16 protein-coding genes are annotated in these 18,186 nt (G+C 36.7%); 7 read left to right on the forward strand and 9 right to left on the reverse strand.

The window, feature by feature from the left end; all coding sequences use genetic code 11:
- Nucleotides 1-83 precede the first annotated feature (83 nt).
- Complete coding sequence (locus tag CXF85_RS17495) at nucleotides 84-2,015, reverse strand: transglycosylase SLT domain-containing protein (protein WP_101229934.1); 1,932 nt, start codon at nucleotides 2,013-2,015, stop codon at nucleotides 84-86.
- Between the two features lie 172 nt (nucleotides 2,016-2,187).
- Here CXF85_RS17495 and tusA point away from each other — a divergent pair, with 172 nt between their 5' ends.
- A complete protein-coding gene (gene tusA, locus CXF85_RS17500; protein ID WP_101230279.1) occupies nucleotides 2,188-2,433 on the forward strand; it encodes a sulfurtransferase TusA in 246 nt (81 codons plus the stop codon).
- Between the two features lie 121 nt (nucleotides 2,434-2,554).
- On the forward strand, nucleotides 2,555-3,244 hold the full coding sequence (gene lepB, locus CXF85_RS17505; protein WP_101229935.1) for a signal peptidase I: 690 nt from the start codon (nucleotides 2,555-2,557) through the stop codon (nucleotides 3,242-3,244).
- Nucleotides 3,245-3,316: 72 nt separating this feature from the next.
- Here the strand turns inward: lepB and CXF85_RS17510 are convergent, their stop codons facing one another.
- The 8 genes from CXF85_RS17510 to dnaA all read right to left on the reverse strand — a co-directional run bounded on the left by CXF85_RS17510 (nucleotide 3,317) and on the right by dnaA (nucleotide 13,425).
- Nucleotides 3,317-3,568, reverse strand: a complete 252-nt coding sequence (locus tag CXF85_RS17510) for a YdcH family protein (protein ID WP_101229936.1) — start codon at nucleotides 3,566-3,568, stop codon at nucleotides 3,317-3,319.
- A gap of 43 nt (nucleotides 3,569-3,611) precedes the next feature.
- Nucleotides 3,612-3,926: a TraR/DksA family transcriptional regulator gene (locus tag CXF85_RS17515; RefSeq protein ID WP_101229937.1), complete on the reverse strand. Its 315-nt coding sequence runs from the start codon at nucleotides 3,924-3,926 to the stop codon at nucleotides 3,612-3,614.
- 193 nt (nucleotides 3,927-4,119) lie between these two features.
- On the reverse strand, nucleotides 4,120-6,186 hold the full coding sequence (gene glyS, locus CXF85_RS17520; protein WP_101229938.1) for a glycine--tRNA ligase subunit beta: 2,067 nt from the start codon (nucleotides 6,184-6,186) through the stop codon (nucleotides 4,120-4,122).
- Nucleotides 6,186-7,127 (reverse strand): glycine--tRNA ligase subunit alpha, encoded by a 942-nt coding sequence (glyQ, locus tag CXF85_RS17525; RefSeq protein ID WP_101229939.1) that lies wholly within the window; start codon nucleotides 7,125-7,127, stop codon nucleotides 6,186-6,188. Before glyQ ends, glyS begins: the two co-directional genes overlap by 1 nt.
- Before the next feature lie 156 nt (nucleotides 7,128-7,283).
- On the reverse strand, nucleotides 7,284-9,728 hold the full coding sequence (gyrB, locus tag CXF85_RS17530; RefSeq protein WP_101229940.1) for a DNA topoisomerase (ATP-hydrolyzing) subunit B: 2,445 nt from the start codon (nucleotides 9,726-9,728) through the stop codon (nucleotides 7,284-7,286).
- 9 nt (nucleotides 9,729-9,737) lie between these two features.
- A complete protein-coding gene (gene recF, locus CXF85_RS17535) occupies nucleotides 9,738-10,868 on the reverse strand; it encodes a DNA replication/repair protein RecF (protein ID WP_101229941.1) in 1,131 nt (376 codons plus the stop codon).
- Nucleotides 10,869-10,896: 28 nt separating this feature from the next.
- Nucleotides 10,897-12,000 (reverse strand): DNA polymerase III subunit beta, encoded by a 1,104-nt coding sequence (gene dnaN, locus CXF85_RS17540; protein WP_101229942.1) that lies wholly within the window; start codon nucleotides 11,998-12,000, stop codon nucleotides 10,897-10,899.
- 39 nt (nucleotides 12,001-12,039) lie between these two features.
- Nucleotides 12,040-13,425 carry a chromosomal replication initiator protein DnaA gene (gene dnaA, locus CXF85_RS17545; protein WP_101229943.1) on the reverse strand — a complete coding sequence of 462 codons (1,386 nt, stop codon included), beginning with the start codon at nucleotides 13,423-13,425 and terminating at the stop codon, nucleotides 12,040-12,042.
- Between the two features lie 441 nt (nucleotides 13,426-13,866).
- Between dnaA and rpmH the strand changes: the two genes are divergently transcribed.
- The 5 genes from rpmH (at nucleotide 13,867) to mnmE (ending at nucleotide 18,133) form a co-directional block, all read left to right on the forward strand.
- A complete protein-coding gene (rpmH, locus tag CXF85_RS17550) occupies nucleotides 13,867-14,001 on the forward strand; it encodes a 50S ribosomal protein L34 (protein WP_011045771.1) in 135 nt (44 codons plus the stop codon).
- A 43-nt stretch (nucleotides 14,002-14,044) separates the two neighbouring features.
- Complete coding sequence (rnpA, locus tag CXF85_RS17555) at nucleotides 14,045-14,431, forward strand: ribonuclease P protein component (RefSeq protein ID WP_101229944.1); 387 nt, start codon at nucleotides 14,045-14,047, stop codon at nucleotides 14,429-14,431.
- Nucleotides 14,398-14,655, forward strand: a complete 258-nt coding sequence (gene yidD / locus CXF85_RS17560; RefSeq protein ID WP_101229945.1) for a membrane protein insertion efficiency factor YidD — start codon at nucleotides 14,398-14,400, stop codon at nucleotides 14,653-14,655. Before rnpA ends, yidD begins: the two co-directional genes overlap by 34 nt.
- A gap of 275 nt (nucleotides 14,656-14,930) precedes the next feature.
- Nucleotides 14,931-16,562, forward strand: a complete 1,632-nt coding sequence (gene yidC, locus CXF85_RS17565; protein WP_101229946.1) for a membrane protein insertase YidC — start codon at nucleotides 14,931-14,933, stop codon at nucleotides 16,560-16,562.
- 155 nt (nucleotides 16,563-16,717) lie between these two features.
- The gene (gene mnmE, locus CXF85_RS17570; RefSeq protein ID WP_101229947.1) at nucleotides 16,718-18,133 is read left to right on the forward strand and encodes a tRNA uridine-5-carboxymethylaminomethyl(34) synthesis GTPase MnmE; all 1,416 of its coding nucleotides are present in this window, start codon (nucleotides 16,718-16,720) and stop codon (nucleotides 18,131-18,133) included.
- Nucleotides 18,134-18,186: the final 53 nt, after the last annotated feature.

Below are 18,186 nucleotides of genomic sequence, written 5' to 3' on the forward strand. Positions count from 1 at the left end.
AATGGCCTGCTTTAAATGTGATAAATCTGTGCAGAATACTTTGCGAATGAAAGAGACTGTTACCTTTAAAGCTTAAAATTTAATTAATCACCAATACTCATATTAATAACGTTATTAAAAACCTCACTCACCTGTCCAGGTTTGTGCTGGTAAATCTCTTGATAAGCTAAAACGCTTTTGACGTAATTACGGGTTTCTTTAAAGGGTATGGTTTCTATCCAAATATCAGCGGGCATGACACTGCTATTTTTTAGCCATCGTTTTACTCTATAAGGACCCGCATTATATGACGCAGTAGCAAGAATCTGATTCCCCTTATTTTTATCAAGTAAGTTACGTAAATACTTGGTGCCTAATTTGATGTTATTTTCCGCATTGTACAAATATTTTCGACTAACACTACCTCGTTTTAATTGCTTTGCAGTCTTCGGCATTAATTGCATTAGTCCTTTAGCTCCTACTGGTGAACGAGCATCAGTCATAAACGAACTTTCACGTCTAGCTATAGCAAAAGCCCATGCTGGATTTATTGCTTGTTTCTTTGCGTGTTGATTGATTTTTTTGTCAAATGCTTTTGGAAATCGTAATTCAACATCATCAAGATAACCAACTTGTGACAAGGTAAATATTGCTCGATCAAACCAACCATTTTCGTTAGCTAGTTTCGCAGCAACAAGCTTTTCGCGATCATTAAGTTGTTTCAACCAAAAACGCCATTCTCTTCGTGCTTCGATATAACGGCCTAAATAATAGAATTCGAATGCCCTCTTCGCTGAGGGATACAACAAGATGTTGTTCTTTTCCTGACTACTGATCGTTAACGGACTATTTTGTAAACTGACCGGTGTATCTAAATAACTTGCCGCTAAAAAACCATAGTAATGACGTTTACTTGCTAATTCGTTCATTACATCTTGTCCACGTTCGAGTTCATCCGTAGCAATCAATGCCCTTGCATACCAATACTGCCACTGCAATTCTGTTTTATATTTTGCCGGCATTGTTGCTAACTCTTGCAACACTCTTTGCCAATCCTGTTGTTTTAATACTTCAGTTAACTGCCACTGCATAATACTGCGGTCTACATTTTTAGGATCTAACCTTTCCAGCCATGTCATTGCCTGCTCATGATTTTTACTCGATAAAGCCACTGCAAATTTTTCTGTTATTTGTTCATTTTGCGTTGCCGAAAAAGTAAAGACTTGTTGCGCCTTTTTGTAACTAGCTAACGCTTTATCTGGGTCGCGCCAGACTAAGCGTTTAATACCATAAGTATATATTTCACTTTCTTGCACTGACTTTTTAATAAATTTATTTTGTCTCGTTACTGTTGCAGGATCTCTTCTTACTTGGTGCCATAACCGCCCTAAATATTGCTGCTCTTTAGGCAATAAATTAGTTAAATAAGGAATAAGCGTATGTTTTCCGCCATTTGCAGCTAAAGCTATACGTTGCAAGACAATTTCATCCGTTCTATAACCAGCGAGTTGCCACTGCTTAATGATTGGGTCACAGACTTTATCTAATGATTTACCAACCAACCAAAGCTTAGTCACCTGTGGTAGTACGACACTTTTAGGAAAGCCTGCTTTTAATGAGAAGTTTAACTTTTGACAACTCAACACTGTATTAGACGTTTTTTGATAAAACGACAAAAATAGAGAGCCTTTGCCTTTTTTAGCTAAATACTTCAACCACGCCTTTCGAAGTGGCCAGTCTAATGGTGAGTTTTTATATTTCTCTAGAAAAAGTGCTATTTCACCGGCAGATGATAGTTGCATAGTTTCCATTAGACGACGTTGGTCTAAATAGGGCTGTAGAGGGTAATAATATAATTGGTTATACAAGCTTTTATATCGCTCAGAATAACTTTGTGCTAATAACTTTTCAGCTTTTATGAATATTCTTTGCTGGCCAATATCTGTCAATATCTGCAAATTATCATCTGCTTGTGACATCTTCATTGATGCAAGCATACAGGCCGACAACAATAAAACCTTAAGTATACTTTTCACTGGCACCTCGGGAATTGATAATTAAATTTCTGGAGAGATTATTCTTAAACTTTGGATAACTTGAGTATAGCTGAAGCAATTTCTTTAAACGTTATTCTCGCTTTATTTCTTATGCTGAAATACTCCAATAAGGTATAATTATTTATAAATTAATCTTCTTAATGTTCATGTGATGCCTACTACTATTTTTCAACAAACTGATAATACCCTCGATGCTATAGGCCTACGTTGTCCTGAGCCTGTAATGATGGTCCGTATGAATATCCGAAAAATGGCTAGCGGTGAAACTTTATTAATAAAATGTGATGATCCATCGACAGCTAGAGACATTCCTAGTTTTTGCCGATTTATGGAACATGAACTTATTGCAAAGCAAATAGACACCCTACCTTTTTTATATGTTATTAAAAAAAGCTAACCGTTGCTCAAGCTTTCTATTATCAAGTTGTAACTAGGTATTTCTAGCAGGAACTTTTTCTTTAATTTATTGCCTGATTATTAGCAACAAGTAATCGCTAATACCCATGGAGCAATACCTTATGACCAAACCTAGTAATAACAAACTCATTTCTTTTTTACAGAGCAATAAAAAATTTATTATTTTTATCTTATTAATGTCGGTATTTCGAAGCGCTGTTGCCGATTGGTACACAGTGCCTACCGGCTCAATGCAACCTACCATTCAAGAAGGTGACCGGATTGTCGTTAACAAGATGGCTTATGATTTACGTCTTCCTTTTACCGGCGTAACATTGGTCTCCCTTGATACCCCACAACGTGGTGAGATTGTTGTTTTTGAATCTAAAGCTGCTGATCTTAGATTAATTAAACGTGTGATTGGTTTACCCGGTGATGTAGTAGCAATGAATAATGAAATTATTCAAGTGAACGGTAAAACGCTTTCTTATAAAGCATTAGCTAAAAGTCCTAATAACCAAAACAGTACTACGATCTCTTCAATAGAAACAATAGGAGATATCCATCACCATATAAATATTGATAATACCGCAAGTGATAGCCTCAGTAATTTTTCCCCCGTGACTGTTCCCGCAGGTCATTATTTAGTATTGGGTGATAATCGACGCCATAGTGCTGACTCTCGTGTTTATGGCTTTGTTCCTCATAATGAATTACGTGGAAAAGCGACAGCAATCGCCTTCTCTGTTAATTATGATAACTATTACATACCAAGATCTGACCGATTTTTACAAGACATATATCGTTTATAGTAGCCATTCATTATAAAAAATCCCCAAGCCTAATAGGTATTGGGGATTAAGCAACTCACTTTACAATAAAATTTATGCCGGTATTTGTACTTTTTTCAACATAACAAAAAGCTCATCTTTCAGTTTGAGTCTTAGCTTCTTTTTACCATCCAAATATTCATCACTGGTGTTCTCAACACCTTGCTCTATACGATTAACTTCGTGATCAATTTCATGATACTCATTAAAGCGTTTCAAAAAGTGGTTATCATTCATTTTTAAGTGATGTATCTCATCGGTTAAATCTGGAAATTCGTGATGTAAATCATGCTTTTCTAATGTCATATTTTTCTCCAAAAGTTATTATCTAAATTTGTAGTGTTGATTATTAATGTGCGCACTTAATACATGTGGTTGTATAGGGTAATGCCGATAATCTATCGGGATTAATCGGTTCATCACACTCAGTACAATTCCCGTATAAACCGTCGGTAATCCGCTTGAGTGCTGACTTAACTAAGCTTAATTCTAATTTCGCTTCGTGATGTATTTCATCAAGTACGTCGTCATTTTCTGTTTCTGTTGCTTGTTCAGAAAAATCCTGTGATCGACCTTTATGGAAGTCAGCTTCTATTGCAGAAATTCGCTTTGTTAGTTGTGATTGCTTATTTTCCAATAACGTCGTTATCTCTTTGCTTGGCATAAACAGTTCCTTATTAATCAGTCTTTATATTCTCTACATTCACTTTACGCCTATCAGTATTGCTGTTGTTGATCTAGCTCAAGTTTTTGATGCCATTTCTTTATTGTTTACCACTTAATTTTAGACATAAAAAAAGGCCATGTTGCCATGACCTTTTTTAGGTTTTTGTACTTATAGAATGATCAAAATACCACTATTGAAGTACTGAAATATCCGCGATAGCAAAGAAGCTATTTCTTATTTCATTCAGTAACGTTAGGCGATTAATTTTAATAGCTTCGTCATCACTCATCACCATGACATTATCAAAGAAAGTATCTATCGGCGCTTTAAGCTGAGCCAACTCAGACAGTGCTGCTTGATAGTTTTTATCGACCATTAATGGCGAAACCTTCAACTTTATCTCTTGGTAGATGTTAGCTAAATCACGTTCAGCTTCTTCTGTTGCTAAGTCAGCATTAAACGCTTGATAAAGTTCACCATCAAATTTAGCTAAGATGTTACCTACACGTTTATTTGCCGCAGCAAGTGTTGCCGCTTCAGCTAACTCACCAAAGAATGTCACTGCTTTAATGCGTTTGTCAAAATCAAGTGGTGCACTTGGTTTTTTAGCTAATACCGCTTGGATGATATCAACTCGAATGCCCTGCTCTTGATAGAATGCACGGAAACGACCCATAATAAATTCAAGTACATCGCTGGCGGTATTTTCGTTAACTAACTTGTCACCAAACAATTCTATGCTTTTATTAATCAAAGTAGAAAGGTCTAAATCAAGCTGCTTTTCTATGATGATACGAATACTACCAATAGCAGCTCTTCGTAGCGCAAATGGGTCTTTATCGCCCTTAGGTGCTTGATTAATACCAAAGATTCCAACTAGGCTATCAATCTTGTCACTTATAGCAACGGCGCAACCAATATTTGCTTCAGGTAACGAATCACCGGAAAAACGTGGACGATACTGATCTTCCAATGCTTGCGCGATATTTTCATTTTCACCATCATGCAAAGCATAGTACTTACCCATAGTGCCCTGCACTTGTGGAAATTCCAGTACCATTTCTGACATTAAATCTGTTTTGCTAAGTAGACCTGCACGATAAGCATCTTGTGCATTTTCATTTAATTGTTCAGCGATGAACTGAGATAACGAGGCAATGCGTTCAGATTTTGCTTTTAATGTCCCTAACTGCTTTTGGAACAATACTGACTCAAGGCTAGCAAGTCTTGATTCTAAGCTTTGCTTTTTATCTGTTTTAAAGAAAAACTCAGCATCAGCTAGACGTGGACGGATTACTTTTTCATTACCAAAGATAACGGCGTTAGGATCTTTAGATTCTATATTGGCAACAAAAATGAATTTATTAACCAATTGACCTGCTTTATCAGTTACAGGAAAATACTTCTGATGATCTTTCATCGAGTATATTAACGGCTCTGCAGGAACATTTAAAAAGTCTTCATCAAATGTGCCCACTAAGGTAACTGGCCATTCAACCAGTGCAGTAACTTCGTTAAGTAATTCTTCATCAATCAAGGCAACAGCATCAATGTCATTCGCTACTTGTTTTATTTGAGCAACAATCTTGTTTTGTCTTTCATTAAAGTCTACTTCTACATAAGCTTTTAATAAGTTAGCTTGGTAATCATTAGCATGTTCAATTGTCACTAAACCTTCATGATGAAAGCGATGACCTTGCACTTGATTACTTGAACTTACACCAAGTGCTTCTCCTGCAATTATTTCATTACCAAAAAGCATAGTTAACGTGTGCACTGGACGAATGAACTGAGTACGCTCAGCTCCCCAACGCATTGGTTTGGCAATGGGTAATTTATTTAAGGCTGTAGTGACCATGGCGGGTACAAGTTCAGTAACCGCTTTACCTGCGACAGTAGCGCGATGAAGCAACCACTCGCCTTTATCAGTAACTAAGCGTTCAGCCTGATCAACGTCTATGCCGTTCGATCGAGCCCAACCTTGTGCAGCTTTACTAGCATTACCTTCAGCATCAAAAGCAACATTGACTGCTGGCCCGCGCTTTTCTACTGTTTTGTCTTCTTGTTTATCTACTAAATCAAATACTTGAACAGCTAAACGACGAGGTGTTGCGAACCATTTAATATCGCTATACGCTAAACCATGAGCATCCAACTGGCTTTTAATATTGTCATAAAAAGCAGTTGCTAATGTTTTTAAAGATTTCGGAGGTAACTCTTCAGTACCAAGCTCAATAAGGAGTGTTTCCGTAGTCATTATTTATCTCCTTTAGTTAACGTTTCATTAGTGCTGGCGTTGTTATTTTTACATAGCGGGAAACCAAGCTCTTCACGTTTCTGGTAATAAGCTTGTGCAACACCTTTTGATAAAGCACGTACTCGTAGAATGTAACGCTGGCGTTCAGTTACTGATATAGCATGACGCGCATCAAGTAAGTTAAAAGCATGTGATGCTTTTATTACTTGCTCATAAGCTGGTAGAGGTAAATTAGCTTCAATCAGCTTTTGACTATCTTTTTCACATTGATCAAACTGAACAAATAACGCATCAACATCGGCGTGTTCAAAGTTATAAGTAGATTGCTCTACTTCATTTTGATGGAAAATATCACGATAATAAACAGTACCTAATGGACCATCAGTCCAAACTAAGTCATAGATGCTATCCACATTTTGGATATACATTGCTAAGCGCTCTAGTCCGTATGTAATTTCACCGGTAACTGGCGTACATTCTAAACCACCAACTTGTTGGAAATAAGTAAATTGAGATATTTCCATACCGTTTAACCAGATTTCCCAGCCTAAACCCCAAGCACCTAACGTTGGTGACTCCCAGTTATCTTCAACAAAGCGAATATCATGAACAAGTGGATCTACACCTAACTCTTTTAATGAGTTGAGGTACAGCTCCTGAATATTCTTCGGTGATGGTTTCAGCATCACTTGGAATTGATAATAGTGCTGTAAGCGATTTGGGTTTTCACCATAACGACCATCTGTTGGACGACGGCAAGGTTGCACGTAGGCGCTACTAATCGGCTCAGGGCCAATAGAGCGTAAAAAAGTCATTGGATGGAATGTTCCAGCCCCTACTTCTAGATCAAGAGGCTGTACGATTACACAGCCTTGACGTGACCAGTAATCTTGCAGTTGCAAGATTAATCCTTGGAAAGTTTTACTATTATAAGTTGTCATGGTGTTCACATTCACTTTTGTATTGTTTAACTGAGCAAAGGGTTTTCATATTCTTTGCCATATTATTCGTTTTGTAATTATAACTTTATTAGAGTATTTATCCTACAAAAATGCCCGATATGAAGACCGGGCATTTTATTTAGAAGCTAATAATTACTATATATCAAGGTTTGAAACTTTTAAGGCATTATCTTCGATGAACTTTCTACGTGGTTCAACATGATCGCCCATTAACGTAGTGAACAATTGATCCGCTGCAATAGCATCTTCAATCGTTACTTGTAACATACGTCGTGTATCAGGATCCATAGTCGTTTCCCAAAGCTGCTCAGGGTTCATTTCACCTAGCCCTTTGTAACGTTGTATGTATTGACCACGTTTCGATTCTGCCATTAACCACTCTAAGGCTTCTTCAAAGTTAGTTACCGGATTAACTTTATCACCACGCTTAACGTAAGCACCTTCTTCCATCAAATCATTAATAGCGGTGTTCAATGCCATAATTGATGCAAATTCTTTTGATTGTATGAACTCATAACTACAATGATATTCTTTATCAATACCGTGCTTTCTTACAATAAAGTTAGGGAAGTAAATATTACGCTCTGGGTTATGCTTTACTTCAATTTTATAGATTGAACCATTACTGTCTTGATTCTCAAGTTGAGTAATTAAATTCTTTGCCCAAGCATTGACTTTAGCTTCATCAGTAAAGTCTTCGGCGGTAATAGTACTGCTATAAATCATTTTCTCTAAGATATCCGCAGGTATCTGTCTAGATAAACGTTTAATAACATCCTTCGTTTTACGGAATTGATTTACTAACTGCTCTAAAGCAGCACCTGAAATTGCCGGTGCATCTTCATTAACATGAATAGCAGCATGGTCAAGTGCAAGTGTTGTTAAGTATTCTGTTAAGCCATCATCATCTTTAATATAACGTTCTTGCTTACCTTTTTTAACTTTATAAAGTGGTGGTTGTGCGATAAAGATATGACCACGTTCCATAATTTCTGGCATTTGACGATAGAAGAACGTTAATAATAACGTACGGATGTGTGATCCATCGACATCGGCATCGGTCATGATAATGATGCTGTGATAACGAAGTTTTTCCGGATTATATTCATCACGGCCAATACCACAACCTAACGCTGTAATTAACGTGCCCACTTCTTGAGAAGATATCATCTTATCAAAACGTGCTTTCTCAACGTTAAGAATTTTACCTTTTAGCGGTAATATAGCTTGGTTTCTACGATTACGTCCCTGCTTGGCTGAACCACCAGCAGAGTCCCCTTCCACAATATATATTTCAGATAATGCAGGATCTTTTTCCTGACAATCTGCTAACTTACCAGGTAAGCCTGCAATATCTAAAACACCTTTACGGCGAGTCATTTCACGAGCTTTACGAGCTGCTTCACGCGCTCTTGCAGCATCAACTATCTTCATGATAATGGTACGTGCAATTGAAGGGTTTTCTAATAGGTATTCACCTAGTTTTTCGCCCATCGCTTGTTCAACAGCTGTTTTCACTTCTGATGAAACCAATTTATCTTTTGTTTGTGAAGAGAATTTAGGATCAGGAACTTTAACCGAAATAACCGCCGTTAAACCTTCACGCGCATCATCACCAGTAGCACTCGTTTCAGTAGCACCACCTTTTTTGGTTTTGTTTAAACCCTCTTTAGTCATATAAGAGTTAAGCGTTCGTGTTAATGCTGTTCTAAAACCACTTAAATGAGTACCACCATCACGCTGTGGAATGTTATTAGTGAAACAATAGATATTCTCTTGGAAGCCATCATTCCACTGCATTGCTACTTCAACAACAATGCCATCTTCACGTTCTAGATCAAAATAGAATATTTCTTCATTTACAGCAGTTTTGTTAGTATTTAAATAATCAACAAATGCCTGAATACCGCCATCATACTGGAAGTGATCTTCTTTACCTTCTTCACGCTCATCAATTAATCTAATTGATACGCCAGAGTTCAAGAATGATAATTCACGAATTCGTTTTACTAATATTTCATAATGAAATAAAACATCTGTGAAAGTATCAGTGCTTGGCCAGAATCGAACCTCTGTACCTGTTTTATCACTAACGCCAACTTCAGCAAGTGGCGCTTCAGCTACACCGATGTGATAAAACTGTTCAAACAATTTACCATCACGGCGAATGTTCAATTTAAGTTTTTCACTTAAGGCATTTACTACTGAAATACCAACACCGTGTAAACCACCAGATACTTTATAACCTGAATCTTCACCACCAAACTTACCACCGGCATGTAAAACCGTCATGATAACTTCAGCTGCAGAAATGCCTTCTTCAGGATGAATTTCTGTGGGTATACCACGACCATCATCTTGTACTGACACTGAGCCATCTAAATGGATAGTCACTATAATATCAGAGCAATGTCCTGCTAATGCTTCATCGATTGAGTTATCTAGAACCTCGAAAACCATATGATGTAAACCAGTGCCATCATCCGTGTCACCTATATACATACCAGGTCTTTTTCGTACTGCATCAAGCCCTTTTAGTACTTTAATACTGGCCGAGCTATATTCATTTTCTACTGTCATAGTTTTTGCCTACTCAATCTTAACTGAATTATTCACAGGTAATATACCACCATGTTTCACGTGAAACATATGATATTTATTTTTACTACTCTCTTTATCAATAACTGAGTCGTTAGTAATAAAAGGTTGTAATACACCCTCTTCTATTGCCGTAATAATTACTTGGCAATCCAAAGTACTTAACGCTGTTGACAAAGACTCTCTAGAATTAGCATCTAATTCAGCACCTATGTCATCAATAAGTAAAATTGGTTTTACTCGATTAACTCTTGCAATTAATTTAGCTTGTGCAAATGTTAACGCCAGTAAAAACAACTTTTGTTGTCCTCTTGAAAGCTGACTTTCTAATGCCTGCTTTGCAATGAGAAATTTCACATCAAATTTATGCGCGCCATAAATGCTATAACCAAAAGCTTGTTCTCTTTCATAGCTATCATTTAACGAATCAATTAACTTCTTCTTCTGTGGCCAACCTTGTAAATATTGAACCGTAACTTTATCAGCAATACTCGGTAATAACATTTCTAACCAATAAGGTAACTCTGCAATTAAGTTAGTTATATATTGATTTCTAACTTCAGCAACTTCTTCTGAAAGTTGGCAAAACAGCGCGGTCCAATAATCAAATGTCGCTTTATCTAAATTGTGTCTTATACAAGCATTACGTTGTTTGAGTACTCTATTAAATTCACGCCATTGCTTAGATGAATCATGTTTCACGTGAAACATACCTAACTCTACAAAACGACGACGCTCTTTCGGTCCGCCAAAAAATAGTTTAAAACTTTCCGGAGTGACAATTTGTACTGCTATATTCTTAGCTAACTCAGATAAACGCGCATGACGCTCACCATTTATTTTAATAAGCGTAACACCTGTTTGTAAATGTTTGCTTAAGCCTAGTTGTAAATCGTTTATATCTTTAACACTAACAACAAAATTATCAGTGTCGTAACTTGCAAGATGCTCTACTTTACTCGTTCGAAAAGATTTACCATGACCAAGAAAAAATATAGCTTCAAGTAAACTACTTTTTCCGCTGCCATTATCCCCAACAAAAAAATTAAGTTTGGGATGTAAATCAATAGCAACAGATGATAAGTTTCTAAAATTATACGTAGTAAGCCTAGCAACACTCATCTGTAAAAAAGTACCTATTCACTATAATCTATAAACGCATCGGCATAACAACATAAAGCGCTTCGCCATTGTTACTACCTTCAATGACTACACTACTGTTTGCATCGGCTAAAGTAAATTTAACATTTTCATCTTTGATAGCACTTAATACATCAAGAACATAACTAACGTTAAAACCAATTTCTAAATCGCCATAAGGAAAGTTAATTTCAATTTCTTCCTCTGCTTGTTCTTGCTCTGGATTATTGGCGGTAATTTTCAAATTAGTATCTGAGAAGTTTAAGCGAACGCCTTTAAACTTTTCATTAGATAAAATAGAAGCACGTGATAAAACCTGACGAAGTGCATCTTTATTAGTTTCAAAAATCTTGTCACCATTTCGAGGTAATACTCGTCGGTAATCAGGAAAACGACCATCAACTAATTTACTGGTAAAAGAAAACTCAGTATCAATAATGCGAATGTGATTAGAGCCTAAAAATATCTTTACTGATTCATCAACAGGAGCAAGTAGTCTAATTATTTCCAGTATACCTTTACGCGGAACAATAACTTGTCTTGCTGGTAATGCTAACGATTCATTTGATATTTTACAAATTGCCAGACGATGACCATCGGTTGCAACAGATCTGATTTCGTTACCTTCACTTTCAATAGACATACCATTGAGATAATAACGAACATCTTGGTTAGCCATCGAAAAATGAGTGCTCTCAATTAAACGTAAAAATTCAGATTTTAATAACTGAAATTCTACATCACCTTTCCATTCTTCAATATTTGGAAAATCAACAGCGGGTAAAGTAGAAAGAGAATATCGACTACGGCCCGAAGATAACTTAATAGACTCATCAATAACTTCAAAAGATATCAAAGAATTATCCGGTAAGCTTTTACATATATCTAAAAGCTTACGTGCGGGAATAGTAATATTGCCGTCTTCACCTTGATTCTGAATTTCTGCATAAGCAACCATTTCAAGTTCTAAATCAGTAGCTGTCAAGGTAAGTGAATGACCACTTACTTCAAAAAGTATATTACTCAAAATTGGTAAAGTACTTTTACGTTCTACTGCACCAGAAACCAGTAATAATGGTTTAAGTAATAATTCCCTGTTCAGTGAAAACTTCATTTTGGTACCTGCTTAAGTGCTTGTGTTATTATTTTTAAATTAAGACGAAAGTGTTCTAATTAAATTTGAATAATCTTCTTTAATATCATGCGTTTCTTCACGTAAAGACTTAACTTTACGGCAGGCATGTAAAACAGTTGTATGATCTCGACCACCAAATGCATCACCAATTTCGGGCAAGCTATGGTTCGTTAACTCTTTAGATAATGCCATGGCTATTTGGCGAGGTCGAGCAACAGAGCGATTTCGTCGTTTTGATAACAGGTCTGCTATTTTAATTTTATAATATTCAGCAACCGTTCGTTGAATATTATCTATAGTAACTAATTTATCTTGTAAGGCGAGTAAATCACGTAATGCTTCTCGGACAAAGTCGATAGTAATAGCACGACCGGTAAAATTAGCATTAGCAATAACACGGTTTAAAGCCCCTTCTAACTCGCGAACATTAGATCGAAGACGTTTCGCAATAAAGAAAGCAACTTCATCAGCCAGATTAATCTGACTTTCTTCTGCTTTACGTTTTAATATTGCCACACGCGTTTCAAGCTCTGGTGGTTCAATGGCTAAAGTTAAGCCCCAGCCAAATCGAGATTTCAAACGATCATCAACACCATTGATTTCTTTAGGATATCGATCACTAGTCAATATAACCTGTTGATTTCCCTCAAGAAGAGCATTAAACGTATGAAAGAATTCTTCTTGAGTTCGTTCTTTACCTGCAAAAAATTGAATATCATCAATAAGCAAAGCATCAACACTACGGTAATATTGTTTAAATTTTTCCATAGCGTTGTTTTGTAATGCTCGAACCATATCTTGCACAAAACGCTCTGAGTGCATGTAAGCAATTTTAGCATTGGGTTTGTTGAGCAGAATTCCATTACCAACTGCATGCAATAAATGCGTTTTACCTAAACCCGTGCCACCATAAATAAATAGTGGGTTATAAGCAGTACCTGGATTATCTGCAACTTGTGAAGCAGCTGCTCGAGCAAGTTGATTAGATTTACCTTCAACAAAGTTTTCGAAGGTGTAATTTAATCGTACATTGGTTTTTTTGGGAATATTACTTTCTGGCTCTGCAACTTTAGGAGAAGAAGTCGCTTTAGAAAACATTGACTCATTACCACCATTACTGCGAGTGGTTAAATTATTAGTAACGTTATTATTAACTATCGGTTTACTACCGACATCAAAGCGGAGTAATAATGGATTACTTGGTTCGTTAATAGTAAGAAGTTCATTTATACGATTAACATATTTGTCTCTAACCCAATCTAGAACAAAGCGATTCGGAGCATATAAGGTCATAACATTATCATTTATGACGCATTGTAACGGTCGGATCCACATACTAAATTGCTGAGCAGGCAATTCTTCTTGTAGAACAGATAGGCATCTTTGCCAAGGTGAATGATCCAACCAAAACTCCAGTAGTAACTAGGTTATTATTTTTCTGAGGGCTATTATCTATTGAGTTATCCACAAGTGCAATATTGACTTTTCACTATTATAATTGTTTTTTGATCACATAAAGATAACTAATTGTAATTATTAGATAAAAGCAAAGAACATCAACAAAAATAAGTATGCTATTTATCAGGTATTTTCACTTTAAACCTTCATTTAACTGAATTAGTTATTCATAAAATAAAACTGTATTGTGGTAAAACTGTGAATATCATTATTAAAGCGACTAAAGATCACAATGATCATCGTTTAATAAGTAAGGATCATTGTGAAAATAGCTGACATAAATCATTGACAATTTATCCAGTAAGCTTTAATATTCGGCCTCATTTTTTAGACTGTGTGCTCAATAGGCTGTTTTGCCAGGGCAACAACAACCGACGGATTAGCGTAATGAAAAGAACATTTCAACCTAGCGTATTAAAGCGTAAGCGTAACCACGGGTTTCGTGCTCGTATGGCAACTAAGAACGGACGTGCTGTTATAGCTCGTCGTCGTGCGAAAGGCCGTGCTCGTCTTAGCGCATAGTATCGAACCTTGTTTACAATGTTTGATATAAGGTAGCCTGACTATGGCTACTTACAAATTTAATCGGGAGTCACGTTTGTTGACTCCCGGTCATTTTCAAGCGGTTTTTTCTAAACCTATCCGCTTTGGCTCTCGCCACTTTACTTTATTAGTAACAACTAAACCTCATACTCTCATATCTGATAAACATAACTCAGTTGCCAAAAACCGTTTAGGCTTAGCTATTGCTAAAAAACGAGTAAAACTGGCTGTGCAACGTAATCGTGTTAAAAGACAAGTCAGAGAAAGTTTCCGCTTAAATCAAGATAATTTACCAGCTATCGATGTAGTCGTTATGGTAAAATCCGGTATTGATCAACTTGATAACAAGACGATAAATCAGGAATTAGAAAAGATATGGCGAAAAATAATTCAGCGCCACAAAAACTAGTAATAACAGGTATAAAAGGCTATCAACGCTTTATTAGTCCGTTACTAGGTTCTAATTGTAGATTTTATCCAAGCTGTTCTGCCTATGCAACTGAAGCAATTAATCGTTTTGGTGTAGTAAAAGGTGGCTGGTTAGCTAGCAAACGTATATTAAGATGTCACCCACTCAATGAGGGCGGTGAAGATCCAGTTCCCCCTATAAAAAACAACTTCAAATCAGATTAAGATAATATTTCGGCATTGAAATACGAGTAAATATACTTATATACATCTATAGCCTGATAGTTTTTATTCATATCAATAGCTAGCCTATTACCAATGAGTTTTACGAATAAGTTACTATAAAATGATTTATTCGCCGATCTGAGGTTAAATAACCGACCTAGACTAAAAGATAGTAGGTTATTAAGCGTACCTATATTAATATGCCTCGCACTTATCAAATTTAAATTATGCTCGGGATAATATTCCCCTGCCAACAAAGAAGAGAAGTAAATTTTATGGAATCCCAACGCAGTCTACTTTTTATTGCGCTTATGGTTGTTACCTACTTACTGTTTAGTCAATGGCAACAAGAAAATGCCGTACTTCCTGAGCAAACAAGTATTAGCCAAAACCAGTCAGCTGAAAATGCCAACTCAGACTTCGTGCCTGAATCTTCAGATGCTCAAGTAAGTTCGGTAAAATCAAAACAGACTTCTGCCAAATTAATCACAGTTACCACTGATGCATTCATCTTGAAAATTAATAGTCAAGGTGGTGACATAGTTGAAGCTAAATTACGTAAATTCGATACCGAGCAAGGTAATGGTATTCCTTTTACCCTTTTACAAAATGGTAATCAAAAATATATTGCTCAAAGTGGTTTAACCGGTGCTAATGGTATTGACCGTACAATTAAAGGTCGTCCAATATATACCAGTGCACAAAGCAACTATGAATTAACCAATGACAATTTAAGTATTGATTTGGTTTTTCATGATGCTAGCGGTATGACAGTGACTAAACGTTTTACCTTTAATAAAAACAGCTACGCTGTTGATGTTGAATACTTAATAGACAACAAGACGGCTAACAGTGTTTCCATTCAAATGTATGGTCAACTTAAGCAATCGACTGTTGTAGCTACTGGCGGAGGCATGCTACCAACTTACCGTGGCGCTGCATTCTCAACAACAGAAGATCGTTACGAAAAATATGATTTTGACGATATTCAAGAAGAAAACTTAACTAAAGCGACTGCTGGTGGTTGGGTGGCGATGCTTGAACATTACTTCGTTTCAGCTTGGGTACCAAAAGCTGAAGACAGTAACCAAATTTATACTAGTTTTAGTAATAATTTTGAAGCTGTTATTGGCTTTAAAGCTCCAGCAGTAATCATTGATGCAGGTCAGCAAGGTTCAACGTCTGCAATATTCTATGTAGGCCCTAAAGATCAGTATGCACTAGATGAAATTTCTGACGGCTTAGGTTTAACTATTGATTACGGTTTCTTATGGATGATTAGTAAACCACTATTCTGGTTACTACTTACCATCCAAAGTTTTGTTATTAACTGGGGTCTTGCAATTATCTGTATCACCTTAATTGTTAAAGGTGGTATGTACCCGTTAACTAAAGCGCAATATACCTCAATGGCTAAAATGCGTGACTTAGCACCTAAAATGGCTCAGTTAAAAGAACGCTTTGGTGATGACAGACAAAAAATGTCACAAGCTACCATGGAAATGTATCGTAAAGAAAAGGTAAACCCAGCAGGCGGCTGTTTACCACTAATACTTCAGATGCCTATTTTCTTAGCGCTTTACTGGGTATTCTTGGAAAGTGTTGAATTACGTCATGCTCCGTTTGTATTCTGGATTCAAGATTTATCAGCGATGGACCCATACTTTGTATTACCTGTGCTTATGGGTGCAAGTATGTATGTCATGCAAAAAATGCAACCGATGACAATACAAGATCCAATGCAGCAAAAGATTATGCAATACATGCCTGTAGTATTCTCAATATTCATGGCTTGGTTCCCATCTGGTTTAGTACTTTACTGGTTAGTAAGTAACTTAATATCAATTGCACAAATGAAAGTTATCTTTGCTGGCATAGCCAAGAAAAAAGAAGCAACAGCAGCGTAAAATCTGCACATAGCTTACTTAGTAAAATAAATACAAAGGCGATTACTGTTTTATCAGTAATCGCCTTTTTTATTATTAGGGAGTAACTTTTAGGCATTTAACTCGGAAATACAGTAAAATAGTCGGCATTCAGATTTCAAAGTAATTACCTAGCCATGACCTCAATTTCTTACAAAACGACAATCGCCGCACAAGCCACAGCACCTGGACGTGGTGGCGTTGGTATTATTAGAGTATCAGGCCCAGAAGCCAAAAATGTTGCTCTCGCTATTTTAGGTAAACTCCCGGAAGTAAGAAAAGCTGAATATCTGCCATTTTTAGATAGTACATCCGCTGATAAAGCACAGGTATTAGATCAAGGTATCGCACTCTATTTCAAAGCACCTCATTCATTTACTGGCGAAGATGTTATTGAGTTTCAGGGCCACGGTGGTCCCGTTATTTTAGATATGCTGCTTAAATCAATACTCGCGTTACCCAAAGTCATTATGGCAAAGCCTGGTGAGTTCAGTGAACAAGCTTTTTTAAATGACAAACTCGATTTAACCCAAGCAGAAGCAATTGCTGATTTAATTAACTCAAGTTCAGAACAAGCAGCTCGGTCTGCCCTGCACTCTTTACAAGGTGATTTCTCAAAACTCGTCAACGAAATGGTCGAAAGTATTATTCATCTACGCATGTATGTTGAAGCTGCAATTGATTTTCCAGAAGAAGAAATTGATTTTCTCGCTGATAAAAAAATAGTTAATGACTTAAAAAGTATTATTAACAAAGTAGAAGATGTTCGCAAACAAGCACAACAAGGCAGCATTATTCGTGAGGGAATGCGCGTAGTGATTGCAGGCCGCCCTAATGCGGGTAAATCAAGCTTATTAAATGCATTGAGTGGTAAACAAACTGCCATAGTTACTGATATTGCCGGTACCACCCGCGATGTGCTCGCCGAGCAAATTCATATCGATGGCATGCCACTACATATAATTGATACTGCGGGATTACGAGACAGTGATGATGTCGTTGAAAAAATTGGCATTGAACGCGCTTGGCAAGAAATCAATAAAGCTGACCGTGTGTTATTAATGGTAGATGCCAGCGAAGATCACAGTATCTTAGAAGATGAGCAAGATATTAAAGATTACTACCCAGAGTTTTTTGCCAAACTACCTGAAAATATTGGCCTGACGCTTATCAGAAATAAAGCCGATGTAAATGATGCCAAAACAGGCTTTACCGAGTTTACTGATACTGATGGCACACAACACGCCATTATTACCTTGTCAGCAAAGACAGGTAAAGGCGTTAATAACCTTAAAGAGCACTTAAAAACGATTATGGGTTACCAAGGTAGTACTGAAGGTGGCTTTATGGCAAGAAGACGTCACCTAGTGGCACTAGAGAATACCCATCAGCATTTGCTTGTCGGCTTAGAGCAACTTGAGTCTTATGTAGCAGGCGAGATATTGGCAGAAGAATTACGTATTTGTCAGCAAGAGTTAGATCAAATAACAGGTGAGTTCACTAGTGATGATCTTTTAGGTAAGATCTTTAGTTCATTCTGTATTGGTAAATAACCAATATTCATACCTGTTAGCATTAAAATAAACAGAGGTAAGCCATTTACCTC

The organism is Colwellia sp. 75C3 (assembly GCF_002836255.1).
In the GTDB taxonomy this organism is placed as follows: domain Bacteria; phylum Pseudomonadota; class Gammaproteobacteria; order Enterobacterales; family Alteromonadaceae; genus Colwellia.

Excerpts from the sequence above, each read along its gene's own strand:
- tusA (WP_101230279.1), top strand. The coding sequence starts at position 2,188 with ATGCCTACTACTATTTTTCAACAAACTGATAATACCCTCGATGCTATA.
- lepB (WP_101229935.1), top strand. The coding sequence starts at position 2,555 with ATGACCAAACCTAGTAATAACAAACTCATTTCTTTTTTACAGAGCAAT.
- CXF85_RS17510 (WP_101229936.1), bottom strand. The coding sequence starts at position 3,568 with ATGACATTAGAAAAGCATGATTTACATCACGAATTTCCAGATTTAACC.
- CXF85_RS17515 (WP_101229937.1), bottom strand. The coding sequence starts at position 3,926 with ATGCCAAGCAAAGAGATAACGACGTTATTGGAAAATAAGCAATCACAA.
- glyS (WP_101229938.1), bottom strand. The coding sequence starts at position 6,186 with ATGACTACGGAAACACTCCTTATTGAGCTTGGTACTGAAGAGTTACCT.
- glyQ (WP_101229939.1), bottom strand. The coding sequence starts at position 7,127 with ATGACAACTTATAATAGTAAAACTTTCCAAGGATTAATCTTGCAACTG.
- gyrB (WP_101229940.1), bottom strand. The coding sequence starts at position 9,728 with ATGACAGTAGAAAATGAATATAGCTCGGCCAGTATTAAAGTACTAAAA.
- recF (WP_101229941.1), bottom strand. The coding sequence starts at position 10,868 with ATGAGTGTTGCTAGGCTTACTACGTATAATTTTAGAAACTTATCATCT.
- dnaN (WP_101229942.1), bottom strand. The coding sequence starts at position 12,000 with ATGAAGTTTTCACTGAACAGGGAATTATTACTTAAACCATTATTACTG.
- rpmH (WP_011045771.1), top strand. The coding sequence starts at position 13,867 with ATGAAAAGAACATTTCAACCTAGCGTATTAAAGCGTAAGCGTAACCAC.
- rnpA (WP_101229944.1), top strand. The coding sequence starts at position 14,045 with ATGGCTACTTACAAATTTAATCGGGAGTCACGTTTGTTGACTCCCGGT.
- yidD (WP_101229945.1), top strand. The coding sequence starts at position 14,398 with ATGGCGAAAAATAATTCAGCGCCACAAAAACTAGTAATAACAGGTATA.
- yidC (WP_101229946.1), top strand. The coding sequence starts at position 14,931 with ATGGAATCCCAACGCAGTCTACTTTTTATTGCGCTTATGGTTGTTACC.
- mnmE (WP_101229947.1), top strand. The coding sequence starts at position 16,718 with ATGACCTCAATTTCTTACAAAACGACAATCGCCGCACAAGCCACAGCA.